A 25,462-nucleotide genomic window follows, 5' to 3' on the forward strand; every position below is an offset into this window, starting at 1 on the left:
TCACCATGCCCGGATTGTTATTACAGTTTACGCATTACGAAGTCGAGTGATGCTACTTTGTGATCACCTTTATCGATAAGTTTTGTAATCAGTTCGTCACGTACACCTTCAGCAACATCTGTTTCCATCCACTCGTCACCTTCGAAGAAGACTTGAGTAATTAGAGTTTCATGTCCTTCAGCTTTGAACATGATGTGCTCGTGAGCAGGGCGCATAGGGTGCTGTTCCATGTAGCCAAGGAACTCACCAGTCGGTCCCTGGTCTGGGATAGAGTAAGGAATCGCCTGGATTGTTTTCAATGTGAACTGTCCGTTCTCATCTGTTTTGAAACGTCCGCGAAGGTTGAAGTCCGGAGCATCAGAGTCGAAGTTTGAGTACTTCGCAGAGTTATCATTCTGCCAGTAATCTACTTCAGCACCTGCAAGAACTTCACCATCTGTATTCTTAACTGTACCTGAGAAGTAAAGCACCTCGCCTGGTTCATTTTCGCGTTTAGGAAGATCGACAATGCCATTCTCATCTGCTTCTACAAATGGAGCATTTTCAATATAGTATGGTCCAAGCAGTGAAGGCTGTGTTCCTGGAAGAGTTGTATACATCGCCTGAAGAACATGAGTTTCTAAAAATACATCAGCATAAAGCGGAAGTTCTCCAGATTTGCCTAGACGATCTGCCCAGTTTACAAAGTTCGTGTATTCTTCGTGGTTAAGCTGTGCTTCTCCAAGGAACTCCTGCATGTGCTTGATGAATAATTCAAAAACTTCTCCAACGCGTTCGTTTTTAGTAGTAGGTAAATGCTTAGTCATTTCTATTGTCATAATTAATTATCCCCTTTAATTTTATAATTTATTTAATCAACTCCACTGCTATGCAGTGAACTTGTCGATGCTGAATACTAATTTATCGTTTGTAGTGAGCAAGCTTTTCATAGTCCAATGTGACACCAAATCCGATATCATCCGGAATTTGGATTTCGAAATCTTTCACTTTGATATCTTCCAAGGTCAGCTTGTCTTTATAAAGAAGCGGGCCGAATATTTCCGTTCCGAATTTGAATTCCGGAATAGTGGAGTAGACGCTTGCTGCGATTGCGTTGCCAAGTGTAGATTCGATCATCGTGCCGCCGTACAGTCCAAATCCTGCTGCTTCTGCAATGCCTGCGATTTTCTTCGTTTCAAGAATGCCCCCGTGTTTAGCGGGTTTCAATGCGATGGCATCTCCGGCTCTTTCTTTTATAATTCTATAAGTATCATGGAGGGAAGTTGCGGATTCATCTGCAAGTATGGAGACATCAAATCGTTCTGTCAGTCTGCTCATACCTTCGTAATTCCATGCAGGGAGCGGCTGTTCAATCATCGAGACGCCCATTTCCTCCAGTGCTTTAATTTGCTTTAATGCAGTATATTCATCCCATGCCTGGTTGATATCAACCGTAATTCTTGATTCATGACCAACGGCTTTGATGATTTCCCCGACGTGTTTAACACTCGTATCCGGGTCTCCGCTGCCGATCTTCAGCTTGAAGATGTTATGACGCCTTTGATGAAGCATTTCTTTCGCTTCCTCTATGTCACTCACTGTATCTCCGCTCGCGAGTGTCCAGGCAAGTGGCAGTGACTCGTGGATTTTCCCGCCGAAAAGTTCATAAGCAGGAATTTCACGCTGTTTTGATGCCAAATCAATCAAGGCTGTTTCAATCAGACTTTTCGCGAAGTAGTTACCTCTTACGGATTTTGAAATATTATTCATTATCCTGTTGAAGGAAATTGGATTTTGTCCGATGAGGTGAGGGGTGATGTACTGATCGATATTCGCTTTAATTGCTTCTACAGTACTCTCACCATATGAAGCACCTCCAATTGTAGCGACTTCAGATACACCTGTTATGCCACCTTCATCTTTGATAATGCCGATGACGATCGCCTGAGACGTAATCGTCGTCATCGCCAGTTTATGCGACCGTACTGTAGGCAAATCACATATAAAAATATCAACTGAAGAAATATTACTCATTCCAACCCTCCTATGTACTAATATCGTACAGAGATATGATTATCGAACATAAACCTATTATATAGAAATGATTAAAGCGTTGTCAATTAGTTTTCGGAAAATTTGATAAAAATAATATATTGTTTGATGAGTATACACATTTCCCGCTGTCTTGAATTATTTCCTGAAAAATTGTATAGTTCATGCATTCACTTCAGTTGTATCGCTGATTTTTATAATGTGTTTTACCTGTCAGTAGAAAATTGAAGTATCGTAATAATTAGGAGGAAATATTTTGAAGTTTATTTCATGGAATATCGATTCATTGAATGCTGCACTGACTAGCGAGTCGGCGAGAGCGTTATTATCCCGGGATGTATTAATATCAATACAGTCACACAATCCTGAAGTGATTGCGATTCAGGAAACTAAGCTGTCGGCAGCGGGACCGACTAAAAAGCATGTGGAAATTTTACAGGAATCATTTCCAGGTTATAAAGCGGTATGGCGCAGTTCGGTAGAACCGGCACGTAAAGGATACGCCGGAACGATGTTTTTATATAAAGAAGAATTGCAGCCTGAAGTAACTTATCCTTCTATTGGTTCGCCGGGAACTATGGATAGTGAAGGCCGTATGATTACTTTAGAGTTTGATGATTTTTACATTACTCAGGTCTATACACCGAATGCGGGAGATGCTTTAAAACGCCTTGAAGAACGTCAAATTTGGGATGAACGTTACGCTGCGTATATAGAGGAACTGGACCTTAGCAAGCCTGTTTTCGTTACGGGAGACTTCAACGTGGCTCACAAGGAAATTGACCTGGCCAATCCAAAAGGCAACCGCCGTTCTGCAGGGTTTACAGATGAGGAACGGCAAGGCTTCACAAATTTGCTGGATAAAGGATTCACAGATACTTTTCGTCATATTAACGGAGACGTGACCGGTGTGTATTCCTGGTGGGCACAGCGTGCCAAAACGAGTAAGATTAATAACTCGGGATGGAGAATTGATTACTGGCTCGTGAGCAGCCGTCTTGCAGAAAAAGTAATTAAATCGGAAATGATTGATTCCGGAACGAGACAGGATCATACACCGATTCTTCTGGAAGTAAATTTATAAGAACCTGCATCTGCTTTTATACAGCAGATGCATTTTTATCTTTTAAAAGATTTATAATTATCTGTTAATATTATTTGCCCTGGAGTAGAATAGGAGTAACTATACACGAGGGGGAGAATTCATGGAAAAGACAGCGAGTCTTATACACCCCGAGAACTATTGGGTGTTGTGGGCGATTTTAATTGGCTGGGCTGCAATTGCGATTATACTGGAGCAGAAGTTCAGCTGGGCGTCGAAACTTTCGGGTGCGATTATCGCGCTTGCCGGGGCAATGCTTTTAAGTAATACGGGAGTGATTCCATTGGAGTCACCGGTGTACGATACGGTATGGACTTATGTCGTGCCGCTGGCTATCCCGCTGCTGTTATTTCAGTCGAATGTTGTAAAAGTTTGGCAGGAGAGTAAACGACTATTACTTATATTTTTAATCAGTACAATCGGAACAATAGCGGGAACGATTACGGCATTCTTTATTCTGAAGGAATATATTCCGCAGTTGAATTACATCGGTGCGATGCTGAGTGGCTCTTACACAGGGGGCGGAGTCAACTTTGCGGCAATGGCAACGCGTTTTGATGTCCCTGAGGATATAGTCTCTTCAACCGTCGTTGCGGATAACTTGCTGATGGTGCTGTATTTCTTCGTTCTTATTACGATACCGGCCTTAAGTTTCTTCCGGAGTAAATTCGAAACACCTCATATTGATGAAATAGAGAAAAATGGGGGCAGTGAGAACCAGGCTTCTGATTATTGGAAAGGGAAAGAAATATCATTGCAGGATATTGCAAAAGCTATCGGAACAGCATTTGTGATTGTTGCAGTATCATTCAGTTTAGCAGGCTTCTTCTCTAATCTTATTCCTGCAGACAGCAATATACTGTTATCTATACTGCGGGGTATCATCGGCGATAACTATCTTATGCTGACAACGCTGACATTATTGTCAGTTGCACTGTTTCCTAAATACTTTGAAAGTATTTCAGGCTCTCAGGAGTTCGGAACATTCTTTATCTACATATTCTTTGTAGTAATCGGTGTTCCTGCATCAATACCGCTGATTATACAAAATGCACCGTTAATTTTAGTATTTGCAGCAATTATTGTGTTTATTAATATGCTGGTTTCATTTGGTTTTGGACGTTTGTTCAAATTTAATCTGGAAGAAATTATACTGGCATCGAACGCGAATATCGGCGGACCGACTACAGCTGCTGCGATGGCGATTTCACGCGGCTGGACTAAGCTCGTGGGACCAATTTTAATTATTGGTACACTCGGTTATATTATCGGTAACTATATCGGAACATCACTCGGTCTATGGTTTACTTCATTATTGTAGTATGTAAAGCAGCATCTCTTTGGAGATTCTGCTTTTTTTGTACGATTTAAGTAAGTAATTAAAAGATAATCTGATATGATTTAAAGAAGTACAGTAACCGGAATAATTAATGTAAAAAACTATTTTAAAAAAGAAAGAAGAATGTAATGGAAGCTTTAATAAATACTAAACATACGAAATTAATGGCGTTTGCACTAATGCTTGGAGCGTTTGTCGGGCTGTTCGGGGAAACTTCTTTAAATATGGCATTGACCGATGTAATGAATGAATACGATATTACGGCATCTGCCGCTCAGTGGCTGACTACCGGATATTTGCTGACGATGGCAGTTTTAATACCTGTCTCAGCATTTTTAATTAAATGGTTCTCAACGAGGCAGCTGGTTGCTGCTTCACTGTCAATATCAGGACTTGGTGCGGTGATAGCTGCATTATCTCCAAGTTTTGAACTGCTGCTCTTAGGCCGAATTGTTCAGGCGCTTGGAACGGGAATAATTTTACCGCTGATGCTGAGTGTGCTGATGGTGATTTTCCCGGTTCATAAACGCGGAATGGTTATGGGATTGATGGGACTTGTTATTACGGCTGCTCCAGCCATTGGTCCGACGGCTTCCGGTGTAATTATCACAACTGTAGGCTGGACTTATATTTTTTGGATCAGTGCAGCGCTGTACGCGTTACTGCTGATCTATTCATTAATAGTAGTCGAAAATGTTTCGACAGTCACAAAACCGAAGCTGGACTATATTTCTGTTGTTTACTCAACGATTGGTTTTGGCGGCATTGTTTACGGTTTAAGCATGTATGCAGATAATCCATTTACAACAGTTACTGTCTGGCTGCCGTTGATATTAGGTATAGTGTCATTAATTTTATTTGCACGTAGACAAACAGTACTTGAAACGCCACTTATTAATTTAGAGATATTTAAATTCCCAATGTTTACACTTGGAACACTGATGATGTTTTTAAGTCTTTTTATAATTTTATCGACATCAATTTTAATGCCGCTTTATTTAAAAGGAGCACTACTGTTTACAGCTGCAGTGGCAGGACTGATTTTACTGCCGGGGAACATACTTAATTTTGTAATGTCACCTGTTGTAGGGGCTATGTACAATAAGATTGGACCAAAGTTCTTTGTCGTTACCGGATTCGCTTTGATTACCGCTGCGAATATCGGATTTTTAATAGTTCTTGGTGATGCAACACCTGTATGGCAGGTTATTGTGCTGTTTATGATAATGTTTATCGGTTTACCTATGACTATAATGCCGTCTCAGACAAATGCGATGAATCAGCTGCCCCATCAGTTATATGCGGATGGTTCTGCTGCGATGAACACATTGACTCAGGTCGGCGGGGCGCTCGGTACTGCTATTGCAATTACCTTGTTCACGATTGGACAGGGGTCAGCGTCTCTCGGAAGTACGGAATTTGGAATCGCTGCAGGCACGCACTTCGCATTTTACTTTATAACAGGGATTTCTTTTATTGGATTAATCGGCTCATTATTTATCTATGACAGTACAAAAGAAAACAGCTGAAGCATTTGCTTCAGCTGTTTTTATTTAGTAGTCAGTGTCTTTAATATAGTCGAGCTGATCGAAACCTAAATTACCTCCGGTAATAACGAAACAAATCTTGTCTTTCTTATTCACTTCTATCTCTCCGTTTAGAATACCGCCGATAGCGATTGAAGAAGATATTTCTGTTAAGATTTTCGCTTCCATCAACATTAATTTCTGACCTTTTTTCATCGCTTCTTCACTGACTGTATAGAATGTATCAACGTATTTCTGGACGAGTGGGAAGTTCTTTTCACCTGGAATAATACTGACTAAACCATCTGCGATTGTGCCTTTGTTTTCAACCTGAGTTAGTTCACCATTTTGCAGACTCGTAGAAAATTTCGGCAAGTTCGCCGGTTCAGCACCGTGGACTTTAACACCATCTGTCATTTCTTTAACTGCTGCGCCGATACCGCTGATTAAACCACCGCCGCTCGCAGGAACAAATATATGATCCACATCCGGAAGCTGCTCTAAGATCTCCAGCCCGACAGTACCTTGTCCCGCCATAATGCGGTAATCATTAAAAGGAGGAATTAATGTATAACCATGTTCTTTAACCAGTGACTCCTGCAGTTTAAAACGTTCTTCGACAGTTGTCGGAATAATTTCAGCACCGTGCTCTGCAATTTTTTGAAGTTTAAAGGGCGGCGCAGTATCAGGTACTGCAACAGTCGCTTTAATACCGAGCATTTTTGATGCATAAGCAACAGCGTGACCGTGATTTCCGGAAGATGAAGTGACAACTCCGCGTTTCAGCTCTTCATCTGTAAGCTGAAGCAGTGCATTCATTACCCCGCGCAGTTTAAAGGCTTTAGTACGCTGCATATTTTCTAATTTAACATATACTTCACAGCCTAGAATTTCTTCGAGATTGTGGAGTCTTAAAACAGGTGTTTTGATGATATAAGGTTTAATCCGTTCGTGTGCAGCCTGAATATCGGATAGTGTTAAAGTCATATGAACATCCCCTTTTTATAAATTAGTTTAATCATAACGCTTTCCCGGTAAAATATAAATATACGATATTTGGCAATATATTAAAACTGCATTTATAATGATATTAAAGGTTATTATCCAATAGAGGAAATTTGAAAAGCAGGGGAATTAAATGTCGCTAAATGAGTTTATAACAGAACTGGATCAAGAACTTAATGTACTGCCTGAACATCGGCGCAAGGAGATTATAATTGATTTTGAAGCACAAATAAAAAAAGCGATGGAACTTGGAGATACAGAAGAATATCTTCTTAAAGTGTTAGGGGAACCCCGTAAAGTCGCCGAGAAGTTTATCGCTGAAGAGATTGTTGAAGAAGAACCGGAGCAAAAACCGGAACCAAAACCTAAAGTAACAGAAATGGTCATGCATCCTGTTACAGGAAACTTTGCAGCAGAAATGAAAGACTATAATATTAATCAGCTCGTTATTAACGGTGAGATGGTCGATATTAAAATCGAAAAAGGCAAGAAACTCGGTATTAAATTTTTAAGTTACACTCATAAAGGCAAGCTTGAATATAAAGCGGAAAATGCTCAGCTGACGATATATCACAGCAGTTCAAAAGATGAAGTAAAGTTTAATAACATCATTGATTTTATGAAAAAGCGCAAGCAGCTTAAAAAAGATGAGCTGATAATAACCTGGCCGGAAAAACTTGATATGCTTACCGTGAATAATAAAAATGGCAAAGTGATTATCAGTGATATTGAAGCGGAAGAATTTAAAGTGAAAACAAAAGAAGGCGCAATAGAAGCGGCAGGATTGACTGGTAACTACGGTGAATTCCAGTCTGCTATGGGAGCATTAAAAGTGGAATCAAGTGACTTCCGAAATCTCTATATGGAAACAGAAATGGGCCGTATAACCGCTGGCGGCGTTAAGGCGGAAAGGTACAATTTAATTACGGAACTCGGCAAAATTTCATTGGATAACTTGACGCCTGACAGTGATTTAAAAGCACTCAGCAAGATGGGTTCAGTCAGTGTAAACTATCGGACACCGCCTGAAAATACTAAAATTGTTGCCCGGGCAAAAGTTGGAAAAGTGAAAAATGCACTGGAGGAAAACAAAATAAGAGAGCAGCTTTACAGAGCGGAATATATGAGTGAGATGGGATCAGTCAAAATAACATTATCATAAGGAGCGGATTATTTGGCACGCTGTACGAAATGTCAGATGGAATGGACGTTTAAAGATAAAGCGAGAACACTTAAAACACTAGATGGATCAGCAAAATGTCCGTACTGCGGAGAAAAACAGCATATCAGTTTGAAATCGAAAAGACAGGGATCAATGCTGAGTATGGTAGTGCCACTGGCAATGTTTGTACCGATATTTTTCGATACACCGATAATGATTCATATAGCTATTGGATTGATAGCCGTAGTAATAGTGATTTTACTTCAGATATCATTAATTGAATTATCTCGGAAAGAAGAATTCCCAATATAAAAAACCTCCCGGAAATTATTCCGCGGAGGTTTTTTACACTAATAATCTTTTTTCTGAATTCTAATTAAGCCAATTACGATAATCAGAATAATCGCGACAATAGTTGATATATAATGTTCTGTTATCCAATTATGCGAACCGATCGTTTCCGAAATAAAGTAGAGCGGGAACCAGTCCGTTATAAATGTTCCAGCCCATTCAGGTAAATCGTTCCACAACAGCAGTCCATCAAACAGTGTCGGCAGCATCATAATCGACAGCACCGCAACGATAAATAATGCGAGTACATTCGTAAAGAATGTACTGATTGTTAAAAACAGTGTCCCGTAGAACAATGCATAGAGTACATAATGAAGCGGAATTTGCCAAAACAGTTCTCCTGCCATTTCAAGTCCTGCATATTCCGCCAGGAAATACGTTGAGAGTGTACCAGCGATTCCAAAGATCAGCCCGATAATACCGATAGTAATAACTTTTGCTATATAGTATTTTATCCGTGACGATTTTTCATTCATCATAAGAGTAATTGTATTCTGGCTGAGGTCTTTTGTATAGGACAGCATCGCAATAATTACTACCAGCAGTGAGCCGAAGAATGCAAAGAAATATGTCAGCTGAATCACTTCAAATGGACCCTTGAAGTTTGCTACAGAGTAGGCAATCCCGAAGGCAGGCAGAACACACAGTGCAATTGAAAAGTAAGTGAGCCAGCTCGTCATTATATTTTTAAGATCATACGAAACCAATTTACTGATTCTCATGCTCACCGCCACCTTTCATTTGAGTAAAGTAGTAGTCCTTAACCGAGCGCTGTTGTTTGTTAATGTCAGCAGGATAAATGCTTTCAACACTCAATGCTTTTAATATTTCCTGCAGAAGGTGTACTGAAGTAGTAGATACGATATTCTCTGTAAGTTTAGCATTATCATCGAAGCCTTTAATGACATTTAATGCAAATTCAGTATCCTCATTATCAAAGACAAACGACATTGTCACAGTTGTACTCAGCTGTTCTACATTTTCTTTGCTGCTGAGTTTCCCTTTATCGATAAAAACAATATCATCGCTGACAGCTTCAATATCTTCCAGTTTATGACTCGAAATCAGCACTTTCATGCCGTAATCGGCAGCCAGCTTGCGGATAATGCTGAGGACCTCTATCGAACCGTCCGGATCCATACCATTAGTAGGCTCATCGAGAATTAGATACTCCGGTTTTCTGGCGAGAGCGATGACGAGACCGAGTTTTTGTTTCATTCCCATTGAATATGTTTTCATCTTTTTATTTACATAGCCGGTCATGCCAAGCTGTTCAAGCAGTGAATTAATATATATCTTGTCATAATTAGGTGTGTATATTTTTGTGAAATATTCGATGTTGTATTCCCCCGATTTATTTTTATAATACTTCGGTTCTTCGATTAAATAACCAATCTCAGCACCGTCATTTTTATTTACCGTACCGGAGTAGTTTTGAATAATACTGCACATTATTTTCATTATTGTCGTTTTACCCGCACCATTTTTACCGATTAAACCGGTAACATTCGAATCCATTGTGAAGTTAATATTGTCGAGCACAACATTGCTTCGATATTTTTTAGAAATATTGGTAAGTTCCATTTAAATCTCCCCTTTAAGAAACTGTTAATTTTCCAGCTCAAGTTCTTTTTTGGCTTTATTCATTCTGTAATAGGCAACAAAGAACATTACTGTCACAATGGGGAACAGTATCGCCGGCAAGGTTCTCATAAGAGCGAAGGGCAGTTCAAACAGAAAAGCTCTCCAAAATTCCATGCCCTGCATCTCCCATAAGCCCGGCGTTAAAAATATCATTCCCGGACCGTCTGGAAGAAAAAGCATTGAATACACTAAAAATAGAATTGCGAATGTGCTGGTCATTTCCATGTATCTTTTATAATAATTAATTTTAGACTCTCTGTCAGAAAACAGCTCATCATTGCCATCGGGGATTTTTGACCATACTTGCGTCATCGAACCGAAGCGGCCGCCTCTGATATGTTCCCAGCCGAATTCTTCGTGAATGCTGATATATTCCTCGTATCTGGATTTGTTCATATACTCTTGATAATCCACCTGTGTAACGTAATCTTCAGCAGTTTTTTCAAACTTATAAATGAAATCCAGTGAAATATCAGTTAAACGATAGCTCTTCTTCTGCATCTGGTTAATCCACTGTTCTTCTTTTAATGGATCAATAAAGAATTTGTACTTATTCATTTGAACCATCCTCACTCTCATAAAGTGAAATAAATTTCTTTAAGCGTATGTTTTCGAGTTCCAGTATTTCCTCACCAAGTGTGGTGACCTGATAGACTTTTTTGCGTTCTGCAGGGTCTGAAATCAGCTCTATATACTGATTTTTTTTAAGGTTATCAAGTGCACCATAAAGTGTGCCTGCTGCGATATTAACCTGGCCGCCGGACATTTCGCTGACGTGCTGCATAATCGCATAGCCGTGCAGAGGCTTTTTTAATGCCAGCATAATTAAATGCATTGTTTCCGATAACGGTAAAAGTTTCGGTCTCATATTATTCACCTCTTAGTATATAGTTCAACTATATAGTTAGACTGTATACATTTCAACTGTATAGTGTTATTAAAATAAGCAGTGAATTTAATCTTTTTATCATTTTACTCTCACTCAAATTTAGGAATGGGTATATAGAATATATGTAACAGATTATTTCTGAACGTGTGGAAGGAAAGATGACTATGTTATTTAAAATGTACAGCCGTGCATATCAGGGGATAATGAAGAGTACTGCACACTTATTAAACTGGCAGCCGCCAACAGTAATGAACTGTGTGGGGTGCATTGATAGACTGGCTCCTAAATTAACTGAAGAAAATATAAAAAAAGTTTTAATCGTGACTGATGAAGGCATTGTAAAAGCGGGTCTTCTCGATAAAATGCTCGACAGTTTAAATGAAGAAAATATTATTTATTTTATATATAAAGGCACAGTGGCGAATCCTACAACAGAAAATATAAAAGAAGCTGTAAATGTATATAACGAACAAAATTGTGATGGTATTATCGGCTTTGGAGGCGGATCGGCAATCGACTGCGCTAAAGGTACAGGTATTGCAGCAGCGAAAAACACTACGGATTTCAGCCGTTTTAAAGGTGTCTTGAAAGTAAGAAAGAAACTGCCTTATTTCGTTGCGGTGCCGACAACAGCGGGAACCGGCAGTGAAGCGACAATCGCAGCTGTTATTACCGACAGTGAAACGAAGGAGAAATACGCAATAATTGATACTAAGCTGATGCCTGATGCAGCAGTGCTTGATCCGGAACTTCTTCTTGGTCTGCCGCAGCATATGACGGCTTTTTCAGGTATGGATGCATTAACACATGCAGTGGAAGCGTATCTTAACCGCAGCAATACGAAGCAAACGAAAATGCTGAGCGAGGAAGCAATTGAACTGATATATGATAATTTATATAAATCTTATGACAACGGTCAGGACATTCAGGCGCGCACAAATATGCAGCGGGCGTCTTATTTTGCAGGCAAGGCATTTACAAGAGCCTACGTAGGAAATGTTCATGCGATGGCCCATGCTTTAGGTGCACGATACAATGTCCAGCACGGCCAGGCAGTTTCTATTATTCTGCCTTATATTCTGGAAGAATACGGCGAAGCGGTTCACGGTAAACTGGCGCATCTCGGTGATATTGCGAAAGTGACTGAAGAAGGGGACAGTATTGAAGTTAAAGCAGAAAAATTTATTGAAAGCATTAAAGAACTAAATACCAAAATGGATGTTGGTACGAAGTTTAAGGAATTGAAAAATGAAGATTTGAAATCACTGGCTGATGCAGCTTACAGAGAAGCGAATCCTTTATATCCGGTACCGGTAATGTTCAGTAAATCAGATTTTATAAGAATGTATAAACAATTAATGGTTTCTTAATATCAATAAAAGAAGGATAGTTCATCATGTGAACTATCCTTCTTTTTTAGTAGGCGGAGTGTGCAGAGATGCTTCAATAGCAGCGCCGGCACTAATGCCGAGTGCAATTCCTGCTAATATCCAAAAGCCGGCATGTCCGAAAATTAAACCTGTGATAATTCCTATTAAAATACCGATAGCAGCACCTATTGCCATAAACCGGTAGACGGAATTAAAGTCGCGATGTCTGTATGCAGTCATACTATCATCCCCTTAACGGTAAAATTTCTCTTTTTACTTATATACCACGAGGGTGTAAATCGAAACGATAAATAGATATTAAAACTTTTAATTTTTTTACTTAGATGTATTAAGAATAGTTGACATTAAGCGATATTAAGCATAAAATTCTATTGATAATGATTATCAGTGTCATGATTTATTACAAAAATTGAATGGAGAAAATAGATGAAAAAATTAGCAGTTTTAATGCTTGGAATATCAATCTTTGCTGCAGGTTGTTCAAACAGCGAAGAAAATACAGCTGAAGAGTCAACAGAGAATGCAGCAGGTGAAGAATTTACATTAACAGATGATGCAGGTAATGAAGTAACAGTGCCTGAAAACCCGGAACGTATTATCGGTACATACTTGGAAGACGATATACTTACACTGGAGGAGACACCGGCAGCACAGTGGACAGTCGGCGAAGACAGCGTTCAGGAATATCTGCAGCCTGAAGGTCTCGAAGGACTGCCTTTAATGCCGTTTGATTTGCCATTTGAAGCGGTAGTGCAAGAAGAGCCCGATTTAATTCTGTTAAGCTCAGCTGATCTGGCTGATGGGGAAAAGTACGACAGCTACTCTAAAATTGCCCCGTCTTTCGTTGTTGAGAGCGGCAGCTACGACGACTGGAGAAACCGTTTAACCCGCGTTTCCGAAGTGTTCGGCAAAGAAGATTTGGCACAAGAAAAAATAGCTGAATACGATACTCTTATTGAAGAAACTTCAGCGGAGCTGGAAAGTGAAGTTGGTGAGGAAACAGCAGTTGCAATCTGGTGGACAGGTGATTCTTACTTTATCTCAAATAAAGATAAATCGAGCGGTGAAGTATTATATAACGATTTAGGTTTAAGCGCACCGCCGTTAGTAGAAGAACTTTCAACTGATAATGAAACACCGTGGATTGAAGCATCACTTGAGAGTCTTGCGGAAATGAAAGCGGACCATATATTCTTTATCGGCAATGCCGAAGGTGACAGCGAGACTGCATTTTCAGATGATGTATTTAAAAACATTCCGGCAGTAGAAAATGGCAATGTTTACGAATACACACAGGCTGACAGCTGGTTATACAGCGGCTATATTGCGAACAGTTTAATCGTCGAAGATGTCGAAGAAGCATTGGGTTCTAACTAAGGAGTGTATTGTTGATGACTAAGAATATATATGATGTCACTGTAATCGGCGGGGGACCTGCAGGATTGTTCAGTGCATTTTATGCAGGGCTCAGAGAAATGAAGACTAAAATAATCGACGGACAGGATAAACTCGGCGGCAAAGTTCATCTTTATCCGCAGAAAATGATTTGGGATATCGGCGGAACTGAGCCCCTTGCTGCAGGTAAATTGATAGAAAAATCGATTGCGCAGGGACTGACATTCAAACCGGACGTCGTCTTGAATACGATAGTGACTAATATTCAAAAAGAGAACGATGAATATTTTAGTGTTGAAACATCAACAGGAGATAAACATTATTCTAAAAGTGTCATCATTACTATCGGCGGAGGCGGTATGATTAAGCCCGTTAAGCTGAATATTGAAAATGCACATCTGTTTGAAAATAAAAATCTTCATTATGCAGTACCTGATATTAAGCGCTTTACGGATAAAAAAATACTCATTACCGGTGGCAGTTATTCAGCGGTGGACTGGGCCAATGACCTGTCGCCGATTGCACGTGAGATTCATATTATATACCGTGGAGATGATTTGACAGCACATGAAGCAGATGTCAGCAGACTTCAGAAAAATGGTGTTAAAGTAATGACACAGTCTGAAGTCACAGGCGTCAGCGGCGGAGAGCTGATGGAATACGTCGAGATTACTAATAATCAGACAGGTGATATTACTCATAATGCTTACGATGAGCTGATTGTAAATCACGGCTACGATCAGGAAAATCTGCTGTTCAGAGAGAATAACCTCGGACTCAATCTGGAAAATGACTTTTTCGTTAAAGCTGCACCGACCGGCCTGACAAACGTACCGGGTATATTTGCTGCCGGAGACTGTATCAGATACACGGGGAAAGTGAACCTGATTGCCGGTGCATATGCAGATGCAGTGAACGCTGTGAACAACGCGAAAACCTATATTGATCCGAAGGCTGATCAGTTTGCAATGGTCTCTTCGCATAATCAGCGCTTTAAAAATAAAAATAAAAAAATTATGTATTAATTATTAGGCGGCTTGGAAATCTTTATATTAAGATTTTTAAGTCGTTTTTACTTTTAGGACTGGCATGACAGGGGCTCAAGTGTATCCAGAGCTTTTGGGACTGGCATGACAGAAGTTCACGTGTATCCAGAGCTTTTAGGACTGGTATGACAGGGGCTCATGTGTATCCAGAGCTATCGGGACTGGCATGACAGAAGTTCACGTGTATCCAGAGCTATCGGGACTGGCATGACAGAAGTTCACGTGTATCCAGAGCTTTTGGGACTGGCGTGACAGGGGCTCATGTGTATCCGGCACTTACGGGATTGGGGTGACAGGGGCTCATGTGTATCCAGAATTTCCAATCAGGCTTTTATCATTTTAGCTTGCAACAAGTCATCTCTATCAGTAAAATTATAAGAATGAATAGATGTGTGAGGGGATAATATTGGTTAAAATTGATAACGATCATATTGAAACATTTACAGTAACGATAGATGAACTGGATAGTAAAGGTTCGGGACGCGGTTACGCACTGCGCGACCATGGCGGACATAAACCGCGCAAATTGAATCTGGCTATTCCGCAGACATTGAGAGGGGAAACGGTGACTGTTGAAGTGCCGAATCCAACGAGAAAGCGTGCCAATGTCCTGCCAAAAGAAATAGTAACGGCGAACCCTGACAGGGTTACACCGCCATGCCCGCATTTTTCATTATGCGGAGGCTGCGTGTGGCAGCATTGGAGCTATGAGGCACAGTTAAAAGAGAAAACAGATTTTGTTAAGCGTGAACTGAAAAAGAACGATTTCGATACTTCACTTGTTAAAGATGCGATAGGCATGGAAAATAATCCGTTTGAATACCGTAACAAGATGGAATTTACGTTTGGTAAAAACGGTGAGCTCGGCATGCACGAACTTGGCAATTTCCGTAAAATTATCGATATCAATACGTGTTTAATTGCAAACAATGAAATGGTTGATGCCATGCTCGTTGTTTCTAAATGGGCGAGAAAATATGAGCTACCGGGATACGATAAAGAAAACCACACCGGACTGCTCCGTCACTTAATGGTAAGACGTTCTCAGGAAACAGAAGAAATGATGCTTGCAGTATTTGCAACTGAAAAACCGGAAGGTGATTTAGAGCCTTTAATCGATGAACTGGTTGAAGAACTTACTTCAAGTTTTAATAACATGAAGAGCATTATGTGGATGGTAAATACAGATATTGCCGACCGTACGCAATCTGAAGATACGCACCTGCTGCACGGCAGAGATTATATTCACGATGTAATGTACGGCTATAAATACCGTACATGGTTCGATACATTTTTCCAGACGAACCCGACTCAGGCGGAAAAATTAGTTGAATTGGCACTTGAAATGGCAGATGCGAAAGAACATGAACGTATGATTGATTTGTTTTGCGGTGTAGGAACATTCTCACTGCCATTTGCTCGGAAAGTAAAAGAACTTGCAGGCATTGAAATTGTTGAATCATCTATTGAATCGGCGAAACGCAATGCAGTAGACAACGGCATTGATAACACGTACTTTCTTGCCAAAGACGCACGTCGCGGTATGGATGAAATACTGGAAACGTGGGGCATTCCTGATTTACTTATGCTGGATCCGCCGCGTTCAGGTGCAGGCGGCAAAGTAATGCGCCGTATTGCCAGACTCGGAACGGACAGAGTTGTCTATGTATCATGCAACCCTGAAACATTTGCAAAAGATATTACATGGATGAGAGAATTCGGCTATGAATTAAAAACTGTACAGCCTGTAGACTTATTCCCGCATACAGTTCACGTAGAAGTAGTAAGTCTGTTAGTGAAAACAAAATAGAAATCTTTAGTTTTATCAGTATTAAAAGTGAAAGGTGATTAAAACGGTGATTAATTTAATTCATTTGGATAAAACCAATGAATTGCCGAAGGTTAAAGATTTATATTTCGAGGCATTCCCTAAATATGAACGAGTTCCCTTTTGGCTTTTAATGTATAAATCAAAAAAGAAAAATTGCGATTTATATGCGATTTATGATGAAAGTGAGTATATTGGCTTTTTGTACTTAACATATTATAAAGATATTGTTTATGTGTTTTATCTTGCTATTGATCCGTCACAGCAGTCGAAAGGCTACGGGAGCATGGTATTACAACATTTAGAAGAAATTTACCAAGACAAACGTTTACTTTTAAATATAGAAAAAGTCGATCGTGCTGCGGATAATTATGAGCAGAGGTTTAAAAGAAAACAGTTCTATGAGAAAAATGGCTTTTTAAATACTAATTTTGAAATTGAAGATAAAAATATAGTGTACGAAATTTTATATTTAGGGGAAGATGTTTACGAATTTGAATATCATGCTTTATTCAAATCTTATTATGGCAGAATATTAAGCTTAATTTATTAAAAATAAAGAAGCCGTTTGAAGATGATAAAAATCTTCAAACGGCTTTTTACTATATTAATCTAGTGAATCCGATACTTTAACGACCTGCTTGCCGAAATTGTCTCCGGTAAAGAGATTTCTAAAAGCTTCGGGCAGTTTATCGAAACCTTTTGCAATTGATACTTCGGATTTAATTTTACCTTCCTGAACCCACTGTGCAAGCTGCTTGCTCGTTTCTTCAGCTTCATCTTCGAACTGTGCAACGAGAAATCCCTGCATCAATGCCTGGGATTTAACCAGCTGTCCTTGAACACGTGGACCGTTATCGTCTTTACTGTTGTAAGAAGAAATGGTTCCGCAGACAGGAATTCTTGCGAATCTGTTCAAATGATTAAATACTTCGTCAGACACAGTGCCGCCGACATTTTCATAATATACGTCAATGCCGTCAGGGACAGCTGTTTTTAATTTATCTTTGAAATCATCAGCTTTGTAATCGACACCGGCATCGAAACCTAATTCTTCTGTAAGGTAGTTTACTTTTTTCGAACCGCCGGCAATACCGACAACTCGTGCACCTTTAATTTTAGCGATTTGACCGACAACAGAACCGACAGCTCCTGAAGCTGCCGACACAACAACAGTTTCGCCTTTCTCCGGTTTACCGATGTTGAGTAAGCCGCCGTAAGCAGTGTGCCCCGGCATACCAAGTGTACTTAAATATAAATGGAAGGGTACATCAGTTGAAACTACTTTACTTACATTTTCAGCTGCGGTCGTATTATATTTTTTCCATGACAATCTGCCTGTCACGACATCATTTTCTTTAAAACCATCAGCATTCGATTCGACAACTCTGCCGACGATATGACCGCTTAGAGGTTCATCTATATTAAAAGGTTTTGCATAGGACTTAGCATCATTCATGCGTCCGCGCATATAAGGATCGACTGAAATATAAACACTTTCTATTAAGAGTTCATCAGTCTCAGGCTTCTTAACATCCGTCTCTTCGAATCTGAAAACATCATCACCCGGAAGACCTTCCGGACGTTTTGCTAAAACTAGTTGTTCATTCTTCAAAATAATCCTCCTCAAAATATTGTGTAAGTGCATACTTAATATCAATACCCTTAAAAGGACAGTTTCAATTACTGTGGATAAAACCCGATAAATCAGCTATTCTTCATCCGCCAAACGTCTCAGTTCATCGCGCGTTTCTTTCGGCAGGCCTTCGCCGTAGTCCATCATGCGTACAATGTCTTTAAATGCGGTTTTAGGAATTTTTAAATCGTCCAGATCTGCAATAGTGAACTGCAAATCAATGTCGTCTTCGCGGCCGTCCCGCAGTTTAGGCACAAAGTCAGGTTCTGTAATGAACGGACTGGATGCGCCTACCATATCTGCATATTCTAATGCCTCCAATGCTTTGTCCGGGGTATTCACACCGCCGGTTGCCATCATCGGGATTCTGCCTTTAACATGCTCGTAGACGACTTTGTTCACCGGCTGACCCTGATAGGGGCCTTTAGCCCGGACTTCATTCTGATAAATATTGCGTCCCCAGCTGGCAATCGCAAGGTAGTGAATATCTGTAATTTCCCCGGCCCAGTCGACAAATTGCAAGAAGTCCTCCACGCTGTAAGCGACATCATCGCCGCGTGTTTCTTCCGGCGTGCCTCTGAATCCGAATATAAAATCCTCAGGCGCTTCTTCTTTAATGACATCACTCACTGCTTTAATCACTTCAAGGCCGAAACGGGACCGGTTTTCGAGTGAATCTGCACCGTATTCGTCGTCCCGTTCGTTTGAGAATTTCGAGAAGAAAGTCTGTATTAACAGCCGCTGTGCGGCAGATATCTCAATGCCGTCGAAGCCTGCTTCAATTGCACGTCCTGCAGCGTCGGCATATTGCTGGATCACCGTATCAATTTTACGTTTTGTCATCGGCAGCACCTGGTGTTTAATCGGCGTATTTAATTCCATAAAGCTCGGACCGTAAACAACACCTAGATCCAGTATTGCCTGGTTTGAAAAGCGTCCGGCATGTGTCAGTTGGAGAATGGCCTTAGCACCGTTTTTTTTCATGGCTGCAGCGAGCTTTTTTAGCCCCGGAATTGTTTTGTCATCAGCAACGCTGAAGCCGTATTCAAACAGCTGGCCGTATGGTTCTATATAAGCGGCCCCTGTGACTTGAATTGGTGCTGATGCCGCTCTTCTTGCATGATACAGTGTATCTTCATCTGTTACATAGCCATCACGGGTTGATGAGTTGGTAATCATCGGCGACAGAACGAAGCGGTTTGACAGTTCAATGCCGTTCGGTAAAAGTAAAGGTTCAAATAAAGCTGAATATTTTTTATTCATCATGCTGCTCCTTATATACGTTCTTTTAATGATTACTTTCAAAGTAGCAATCTATAAAATTATTGTCAATCAGTTGAGTTCCTGATAATGAGCAAGCGGGCTGAGTTCATAGGGGGACTATGATACAATCATGTTATTATTATGATGGTGTGAGGGTTTATAAATGAAGCAATTACTGGATGTTTCTAATATTAAAAACGTAAAATTCACCGGAGTGTCTTTTATCGACGATATTGTTGGCCTCGGTGAGAAACGTATCGCAATCGATGCGAAACATTTTTACCTGCTGGATATAGAAAAGCATAATGTCGAGCTGGTCATCGACCGGAAGTCATTGAATGAATATAGAGAAGAACGTAATAAGGTTTTGCTTGAACGTGAGAACTACGCAGAATTCGACCATATGAACAGCATGCTCGCAATGCTGGAACATGACTTTTTCAGCATCGACCGCATCAAATTATTTTACCGGGATAAAGATAATATTTCCGGGGAATATGTCATCGATACATCGGATGAAGACGAGGTCGATATGACGAGTGAGGTTCAAAACAAAGAGCTGACATTGAAAGTTCAATCGAAATGATGATAAAAAGGATATGTTCAAATGGTTAAATTAAACGTATTGGATTATGCCGTAATAGATGAAGGAGAGACACCGCAAGATGCCTTAAAAAATACTGTTAAGTTTGCACAGAAGGCAGAAAGTCTCGGTTTTCACCGCTTCTGGATGGCAGAGCATCATGATGTCAATGCATTTGCCAGCAGCAGTCCCGAATTATTAATGATGCATATACTCGGAAAAACATCTTCAATCAGACTTGGTTCCGGCGGCGTAATGATTCCGCATTACAGTCCGTTAAAAGTTGCGGAGAACTTCAGGGTAATGGAAAGCTTATACCCCGGAAGAGTAGATCTTGGTATCGGGAATACGCTTGGGACCTCTGCTGTAAACAAATCGATGAACGAAATGCGTCCGAAAAAACAGCGTTACGAAGAAAATATCAGCGACATAAAAAAATACGTTACAGACACTGACGACGAGCTTCACCGTTTTAATGAAGTCACTGCGAATCCGACAGGCGAGACGAACCCGGAAATGTGGGTGATGAGTACGAGCGTCCGGACAGCGGAACTCGCTGCACGTCAGGGCATCGGTTTTACATTCGGATTGTTTCCGCACGCTTCAAAAGATAAGACAGCAGTAGGAAAAGAAGCTGGACGTATATACAGAGAAAAATTTGTACCGTCACCGGTCATGCAGCAGCCGTTAGTAATGGTATCACCATTTGTCGTCGTCGCTGATACTAATGACGAGGCGGCATCACTCGCAAAAGCGCTCGACTTATGGCTTCTCGGCAAAATGAATTTCAGTGAATTTGAACGTTTTCCATCAGTTGAAACTGCAGAGAAATACACTTATACTGTAGAAGAACTTCAAAAGCTGTCGGCTAACCGTTCGCGCATGGTCGTCGGAGATGGACTAAGCGTAAAAAAACAGCTGGATACATTGGCAGAAACTTTCGGCGCTGATGAAATACTGCTGATACCGCTCATGCCGGGTGCTGCAAACAGACAGCGTGCGCTTGAATTAATATCATCGGAATTTCAATTAAAAAAATAGAAAGAAGGATAACAATGAAAAAAGTTGCTAACTATTTATGGGTTGAAAAAAATGGCGAGGAGTACACGCTTATTATGACTCCGGAACTGCAGGACGATATTGGAACAGTAGGCTTTGTAGAATTTACAAAAGCTGGAGAAGTAGCTAAAAACGATTCACTGCTTGAATTAGAAGCTTCTAAAACAGTACTTGATTTAGCATCACCATTAGCAGGTAAAATTGTTGCTGTTAACGATAAGGCGACAGATGAGCCGACATTATTAAACTCGGCAAAAGCTGATGAGAGCTGGGTTGTTAAACTTACTGGTGTTGACGAAACTGAATTCAATGCGCTTGCGGATGCTTAATTAAAGCTAAATTTATATCTATATTCAAAGGCTCGCATTCATATGTATTTACATAGGGTGTGAGCTTTTTTAGAATTGGGTGATAGTAAATGATGAGTCAGGCAGACAGATTGCATTTTTTAATTTCTTATATGCAGCAGGAAAATAAGACAGAACAATCAGTACCCGATGACTTCGATGAGCGGTTTGAGGTATTCCGCGGTCTTGCCAACGAACGCCCTGCGGTCAAAGTCAGCCGTGAATTTCTCGATGTGCAGGATGCATTTTTATCTGAATATAATACTGACGGTGTGACAGACTTTAAATCTCTTGAACCTGTCTCAAAGCAGTTTTACATATGGCAGGGAGACATTACGACGCTGAAAATTGATGCAATCGTCAATGCAGCAAACGCTGAAATGCTCGGCTGCCTGATTCCGAACCATAACTGCATCGATAATATTATTCATACAAAGGCGGGTGCAGAGCTGCGTCTGGCATGTGCTGAATTAATGAAGAAACAAGGCAGAAAAGAAGCGGTTGGCAGAGCTAAAATTACTTCCGCCTACAACCTGCCTGCAGATTATGTAATTCATACAGTCGGACCGGTCGTCCAGAATGGTAAAGTATCACCGATGAAACAGGAGCTCTTAGCCAAATGCTACAGAAACTGTCTTCTACTTGCCGATAAAAACAATATTGAGGCAATTGCATTCTGCAGTATTTCAACAGGTGTATTCGGCTATCCGAAAGAAGCGGCTGCAGCAACTGCAGTGGCCGCTGTAAAGCAGTATCTGGAGGAAACCGGGTCGGCAATCAGGGTAGTATTTAATGTTTTTGACACAGAAGATTTAAAAATCTATGAAAATCTTTTGACTTAAGAGAGGTTGTATATGCATGAAAGCTTGGAAGACGTTAGAACAAAACACTTCAGAAAGTGAACTGCTTGCGGGACTGCTCGATGAAGCAGATGCGGTTGTCGTCGGCATTGGTGCCGGAATGTCGGCAGCTGACGGTTTCACTTATATCGGAGAACGCTTTAAGAGCAACTTTCCGGATTTTATCGAAAAATATAACTGGTTTGATATGCTGCAGGCGAGTTTGTTTAAATTCCCGACACTGGAAGAGTACTGGGCATTTCAAAGCCGTTTTATAGTCCTGAATTATTTAGATCAGCCCGCAGGAAAAGTGTATATCGCATTGAAGAAAATGATTGAGAAAAAACCGTATCACGTCATTACGACAAATGCTGATAACGCCTTTTATGCGGCTGAATATAACATGGATAAAGTGCTGTATTACCAGGGTGAATATGTACGTATGCAGTGTTCGGCTTTTTGTCATGATGAAACATACCGCGATGATGAACTGATGCGTCAGATGGCTGAACAGCAGCAGAATATGGCAATACCGTCTAAACTTATTCCGTACTGTCCTCACTGTGGTGCACCGATGGAAAAAAATAAGCGCACAGCAGAAAAAGGTATGGTGGAAGACGCAAAATTTAACGCTCAAAGAAATGACTACAATGCATTTTTAAAAGAGCATAAAGAAGGTAAAGTTATTTACCTTGAAATCGGTGTTGGACATACCACGCCGCAATTTATAAAACATCCGTTCTGGCGTGAAACCCGGCAGAATGAAGATGCATTGCTTGTGACGATGAACCAGAAGTCCTACAGAATTCCGGAAGCTATTAAATCACGTACGGTTTTCTTAACAGATGATATTGGACAGACTATTTTAAACGCACATAAAATTTAACAGATAAAGGATGACTGAAATGTATTTAATCGAACCATTCCGTAATGGAGAATATATTACAGACGGTGCATATGCGCTTGCAATGCAGGTCTATGTTCAGGACAACATCTTTTTGGATGAAGGAATTATTTTCCCGTATCATTGTAAGCCGAAAGTAGAAATCGGACGCTTTCAAAATTCTGTTTCAGAAGTGAATCAGGATTACCTCGAAGAAAATGAAATTCTGCTCGTAAGACGAGATACCGGAGGCGGTGCAATTTTAGTAGATGACGGTGCTGTAAACGTATGCTTCTTAGTGTCTGAAGATACAGGGGTATACGGAGATTACAAGAAAATGTATGCACCGGTTATTAAAGCGCTGAACAATCTCGGTGTTAACAACGTTGAACAGAGCGGCAGAAATGATTTGATTATCGATGGTAAAAAAGTATCCGGCGGGGCGATGACAATGTCAAACGGCCGTATATACGGCGGGTTTTCACTGCTTTTAGATATTAACGTCGAAGCGATGGTTGCTGTACTTAATCCGAACCGTAAAAAGATTGAATCAAAAGGCATCAAATCTGTACAAAGTAGAGTAACAACATTGCGCGAACATCTTGCACCGGAATACAAGGATGTGACGACGGATGAATTTAAAGATTTAATTATTAAGGAATTTCTGTCTGTCGACGATGTAAATGAGGCAAAACGCTATGAGCTTACTGATAAAGACTGGGCAGAAATCGATAAGCTTGTTGAGGAGAAATATAAAAACTGGGATTGGAATTACGGTAAGACACCGCGTTATTCATATAACAGAGACGCGCGTTTATCAGCAGGAACAGTAGATATTTCTCTTGATATTGAAGCCGGCAGAATTGATCACTGTGCGATTTTTGGAGACTTTTTCGGACAGGGTGAGATTAAAGATGTCGAAGAAGCACTTAAAGGTACGAGAGTGGTCAGAGAAGACTTAAATGAAAAACTGAACTCACTTGATTTAAACCATTACTTTGGGAAATTGGAAGCTTCGGAATTGACGGATTTAATTTTAAGTTAAATTAAGAATAAATTATGCTGTTTTAGGGTATCTTCATTTATGAGGATACTCTTTTCAATATAAATTATGGTAAACTGTTAGAAATGCAGTATGTGTGACAGGAGGGTGTTTAGTGCAGCAGTTATATGCCAAAGTGATCGACGAAGAACAACATCAGGGTGTAACAATTATAGATAGTAATAACAATGTTGTCGGAGATGTTTTTGCGACGACGATATCAGGCTGTGATGAGAAGAATACTTATGGTTTTCAGCACGCTAATGGTACTGAAATTTTGCTCGGTCTTCAAAGAAGAAGATTTAAAGATTTAAACGTGGCAAAATATACAGTTGAACATATGGGTAAACGTTTTACCTTTAAAGAACGCAAGCTTCACAATTTTATGAACTTCAGAGCGGACGGCATTGTACTTGAGACACCTTATATTTTTGAAGATGACAAAGAGGTCACTTTAACGATGCACCGGGAAGAGAATTTAATCGGTTCGATGAATGATCATAAAATATTCGTAGACGATATTTCAGATATTGAAGCAGGACTTTTAATACTTATGTATTTTATGTTTAAGTTATATAAGCGGGAAGATTATCATATTGCCCGGATCCTGCATCGTAACTGGTAGTAAATGAGTATAAATTTTGTATAAATAATTTAAATATTGTAAAATTAAATATAATGATTTAGTTGAGGAGGCAGTATATGTTAAGAATATTTTGTGTGGCGATTCCAGTCCTTGTTTTACTGCTGCCTCTATTTATGGATGCAGCTGTGGTATGGATTTTAAATATCCTTCTAACGTCGCTCGGAACGATTTTCGGGTATATTAACTACAAATACAGAAAAGATAAACTGTGGCTCGGCGTCTTGATTGTAAATGGGATTTTATTCTTGTATTACATATATGCAATGATTAATTTCTTCGTATAAAAAAGGGCTGAGACAAAAGCTCAGAGAAGGTAATATGTTTAATGAAATATAGATAAAATCCGTACGTTAGACTCCTTGGGGAATAGCATCAGCGTAAGACTACAGGCTTACGCGATGCCCCAGGAATAACGTACGGATTATTTATTTTAGAAACATTTATGTCCCAGACTC

At 40.1% G+C, this 25,462-nt stretch carries 28 protein-coding genes; 18 read left to right on the forward strand and 10 right to left on the reverse strand.

Annotated elements, in window-relative coordinates:
- Nucleotides 1-20 precede the first annotated feature (20 nt).
- The gene (locus tag H625_RS0103565; protein WP_245573093.1) at nt 21-818 is read right to left on the reverse strand and encodes a dioxygenase family protein; all 798 of its coding nucleotides are present in this window, start codon (nt 816-818) and stop codon (nt 21-23) included.
- Nucleotides 819-900: 82 nt separating this feature from the next.
- The gene (locus tag H625_RS0103570; RefSeq protein ID WP_035785099.1) at nt 901-2,013 is read right to left on the reverse strand and encodes a muconate/chloromuconate family cycloisomerase; all 1,113 of its coding nucleotides are present in this window, start codon (nt 2,011-2,013) and stop codon (nt 901-903) included.
- Nucleotides 2,014-2,287: 274 nt separating this feature from the next.
- Here H625_RS0103570 and H625_RS0103575 point away from each other — a divergent pair, with 274 nt between their 5' ends.
- The 3 genes from H625_RS0103575 (at nt 2,288) to H625_RS0103585 (ending at nt 6,001) form a co-directional block, all read left to right on the forward strand.
- Nucleotides 2,288-3,115 (forward strand): exodeoxyribonuclease III, encoded by an 828-nt coding sequence (locus H625_RS0103575; protein ID WP_026858695.1) that lies wholly within the window; start codon nt 2,288-2,290, stop codon nt 3,113-3,115.
- A gap of 121 nt (nt 3,116-3,236) precedes the next feature.
- The gene (locus tag H625_RS0103580) at nt 3,237-4,454 is read left to right on the forward strand and encodes a DUF819 family protein (protein ID WP_026858696.1); all 1,218 of its coding nucleotides are present in this window, start codon (nt 3,237-3,239) and stop codon (nt 4,452-4,454) included.
- A 146-nt stretch (nt 4,455-4,600) separates the two neighbouring features.
- Nucleotides 4,601-6,001 (forward strand): DHA2 family efflux MFS transporter permease subunit, encoded by a 1,401-nt coding sequence (locus tag H625_RS0103585; RefSeq protein ID WP_026858697.1) that lies wholly within the window; start codon nt 4,601-4,603, stop codon nt 5,999-6,001.
- Nucleotides 6,002-6,025: 24 nt separating this feature from the next.
- Here the strand turns inward: H625_RS0103585 and H625_RS0103590 are convergent, their stop codons facing one another.
- Nucleotides 6,026-6,985, reverse strand: a complete 960-nt coding sequence (locus H625_RS0103590) for a threonine ammonia-lyase (protein WP_026858698.1) — start codon at nt 6,983-6,985, stop codon at nt 6,026-6,028.
- Nucleotides 6,986-7,136: 151 nt separating this feature from the next.
- On the opposite strand from H625_RS0103590, the gene H625_RS0103595 reads away from it, so the two are divergent.
- Both H625_RS0103595 and H625_RS0103600 read left to right on the forward strand, forming a co-directional pair.
- Nucleotides 7,137-8,165 carry a DUF4097 family beta strand repeat-containing protein gene (locus tag H625_RS0103595; RefSeq protein WP_026858699.1) on the forward strand — a complete coding sequence of 343 codons (1,029 nt, stop codon included), beginning with the start codon at nt 7,137-7,139 and terminating at the stop codon, nt 8,163-8,165.
- Nucleotides 8,166-8,177: 12 nt separating this feature from the next.
- Nucleotides 8,178-8,477, forward strand: a complete 300-nt coding sequence (locus H625_RS0103600) for a TIGR04104 family putative zinc finger protein (RefSeq protein WP_026858700.1) — start codon at nt 8,178-8,180, stop codon at nt 8,475-8,477.
- Nucleotides 8,478-8,515: 38 nt separating this feature from the next.
- Here the strand turns inward: H625_RS0103600 and H625_RS0103605 are convergent, their stop codons facing one another.
- The 4 genes from H625_RS0103605 to H625_RS0103620 are packed head-to-tail and all read right to left on the reverse strand — an operon-like array spanning nt 8,516 to nt 11,028.
- The gene (locus H625_RS0103605) at nt 8,516-9,238 is read right to left on the reverse strand and encodes an ABC transporter permease subunit (protein WP_026858701.1); all 723 of its coding nucleotides are present in this window, start codon (nt 9,236-9,238) and stop codon (nt 8,516-8,518) included.
- Nucleotides 9,225-10,100 (reverse strand): ABC transporter ATP-binding protein, encoded by an 876-nt coding sequence (locus tag H625_RS0103610; RefSeq protein ID WP_026858702.1) that lies wholly within the window; start codon nt 10,098-10,100, stop codon nt 9,225-9,227. The genes H625_RS0103605 and H625_RS0103610 overlap by 14 nt, the downstream gene beginning before the upstream one ends.
- A 24-nt stretch (nt 10,101-10,124) precedes the next feature.
- Entirely contained in the window at nt 10,125-10,718 is a 594-nt protein-coding gene (locus tag H625_RS0103615; RefSeq protein ID WP_026858703.1) for a DUF2812 domain-containing protein, read from the reverse strand.
- Entirely contained in the window at nt 10,711-11,028 is a 318-nt protein-coding gene (locus tag H625_RS0103620; RefSeq protein ID WP_026858704.1) for a PadR family transcriptional regulator, read from the reverse strand. The genes H625_RS0103615 and H625_RS0103620 overlap by 8 nt, the downstream gene beginning before the upstream one ends.
- Nucleotides 11,029-11,207: 179 nt before the next feature.
- On the opposite strand from H625_RS0103620, the gene H625_RS0103625 reads away from it, so the two are divergent.
- Nucleotides 11,208-12,419 (forward strand): iron-containing alcohol dehydrogenase, encoded by a 1,212-nt coding sequence (locus H625_RS0103625; protein ID WP_245573094.1) that lies wholly within the window; start codon nt 11,208-11,210, stop codon nt 12,417-12,419.
- 33 nt (nt 12,420-12,452) lie between these two features.
- Here the strand turns inward: H625_RS0103625 and H625_RS0103630 are convergent, their stop codons facing one another.
- A complete protein-coding gene (locus tag H625_RS0103630; RefSeq protein WP_026858706.1) occupies nt 12,453-12,659 on the reverse strand; it encodes a hypothetical protein in 207 nt (68 codons plus the stop codon).
- 207 nt (nt 12,660-12,866) lie between these two features.
- Between H625_RS0103630 and H625_RS0103635 the strand changes: the two genes are divergently transcribed.
- The 4 genes from H625_RS0103635 to H625_RS0103650 all read left to right on the forward strand — a co-directional run bounded on the left by H625_RS0103635 (nt 12,867) and on the right by H625_RS0103650 (nt 17,262).
- Complete coding sequence (locus H625_RS0103635) at nt 12,867-13,817, forward strand: ABC transporter substrate-binding protein (protein ID WP_026858707.1); 951 nt, start codon at nt 12,867-12,869, stop codon at nt 13,815-13,817.
- Between the two features lie 14 nt (nt 13,818-13,831).
- Entirely contained in the window at nt 13,832-14,860 is a 1,029-nt protein-coding gene (locus tag H625_RS0103640; RefSeq protein ID WP_035785103.1) for an NAD(P)/FAD-dependent oxidoreductase, read from the forward strand.
- Nucleotides 14,861-15,296: 436 nt separating this feature from the next.
- On the forward strand, nt 15,297-16,691 hold the full coding sequence (gene rlmD / locus H625_RS0103645; protein ID WP_051238960.1) for a 23S rRNA (uracil(1939)-C(5))-methyltransferase RlmD: 1,395 nt from the start codon (nt 15,297-15,299) through the stop codon (nt 16,689-16,691).
- 46 nt (nt 16,692-16,737) lie between these two features.
- Nucleotides 16,738-17,262: a GNAT family N-acetyltransferase gene (locus H625_RS0103650; protein ID WP_051238952.1), complete on the forward strand. Its 525-nt coding sequence runs from the start codon at nt 16,738-16,740 to the stop codon at nt 17,260-17,262.
- A gap of 54 nt (nt 17,263-17,316) precedes the next feature.
- On the opposite strand, the gene H625_RS0103655 is transcribed toward H625_RS0103650, so the two are convergent.
- Nucleotides 17,317-18,324 (reverse strand): NADP-dependent oxidoreductase, encoded by a 1,008-nt coding sequence (locus tag H625_RS0103655; protein WP_026858711.1) that lies wholly within the window; start codon nt 18,322-18,324, stop codon nt 17,317-17,319.
- A 96-nt stretch (nt 18,325-18,420) separates the two neighbouring features.
- On the reverse strand, nt 18,421-19,608 hold the full coding sequence (locus H625_RS0103660; RefSeq protein WP_026858712.1) for an NADH-dependent flavin oxidoreductase: 1,188 nt from the start codon (nt 19,606-19,608) through the stop codon (nt 18,421-18,423).
- A gap of 163 nt (nt 19,609-19,771) precedes the next feature.
- Between H625_RS0103660 and H625_RS0103665 the strand changes: the two genes are divergently transcribed.
- The 8 genes from H625_RS0103665 to H625_RS0103700 all read left to right on the forward strand — a co-directional run bounded on the left by H625_RS0103665 (nt 19,772) and on the right by H625_RS0103700 (nt 25,291).
- Nucleotides 19,772-20,194, forward strand: a complete 423-nt coding sequence (locus H625_RS0103665; RefSeq protein ID WP_026858713.1) for a hypothetical protein — start codon at nt 19,772-19,774, stop codon at nt 20,192-20,194.
- A gap of 21 nt (nt 20,195-20,215) precedes the next feature.
- Entirely contained in the window at nt 20,216-21,232 is a 1,017-nt protein-coding gene (locus H625_RS0103670; protein WP_026858714.1) for an LLM class flavin-dependent oxidoreductase, read from the forward strand.
- 14 nt (nt 21,233-21,246) lie between these two features.
- On the forward strand, nt 21,247-21,579 hold the full coding sequence (locus tag H625_RS0103675) for a glycine cleavage system H family protein (protein ID WP_026858715.1): 333 nt from the start codon (nt 21,247-21,249) through the stop codon (nt 21,577-21,579).
- An 89-nt stretch (nt 21,580-21,668) separates the two neighbouring features.
- A complete protein-coding gene (locus H625_RS0103680) occupies nt 21,669-22,439 on the forward strand; it encodes a protein-ADP-ribose hydrolase (RefSeq protein ID WP_026858716.1) in 771 nt (256 codons plus the stop codon).
- 16 nt (nt 22,440-22,455) lie between these two features.
- Nucleotides 22,456-23,322, forward strand: a complete 867-nt coding sequence (locus tag H625_RS0103685) for an SIR2 family NAD-dependent protein deacylase (RefSeq protein ID WP_026858717.1) — start codon at nt 22,456-22,458, stop codon at nt 23,320-23,322.
- Between the two features lie 19 nt (nt 23,323-23,341).
- Nucleotides 23,342-24,364: a lipoate--protein ligase gene (gene lplA, locus H625_RS0103690; RefSeq protein ID WP_026858718.1), complete on the forward strand. Its 1,023-nt coding sequence runs from the start codon at nt 23,342-23,344 to the stop codon at nt 24,362-24,364.
- Nucleotides 24,365-24,476: 112 nt separating this feature from the next.
- The gene (locus H625_RS0103695) at nt 24,477-24,986 is read left to right on the forward strand and encodes a hypothetical protein (RefSeq protein WP_026858719.1); all 510 of its coding nucleotides are present in this window, start codon (nt 24,477-24,479) and stop codon (nt 24,984-24,986) included.
- A gap of 77 nt (nt 24,987-25,063) precedes the next feature.
- The gene (locus H625_RS0103700; protein WP_026858720.1) at nt 25,064-25,291 is read left to right on the forward strand and encodes a hypothetical protein; all 228 of its coding nucleotides are present in this window, start codon (nt 25,064-25,066) and stop codon (nt 25,289-25,291) included.
- Nucleotides 25,292-25,462 lie beyond the last annotated feature (171 nt).

The organism is Jeotgalicoccus psychrophilus DSM 19085 (assembly GCF_000425845.1).
Classification (GTDB): Bacteria; Bacillota; Bacilli; order Staphylococcales; family Salinicoccaceae; genus Jeotgalicoccus; species Jeotgalicoccus psychrophilus.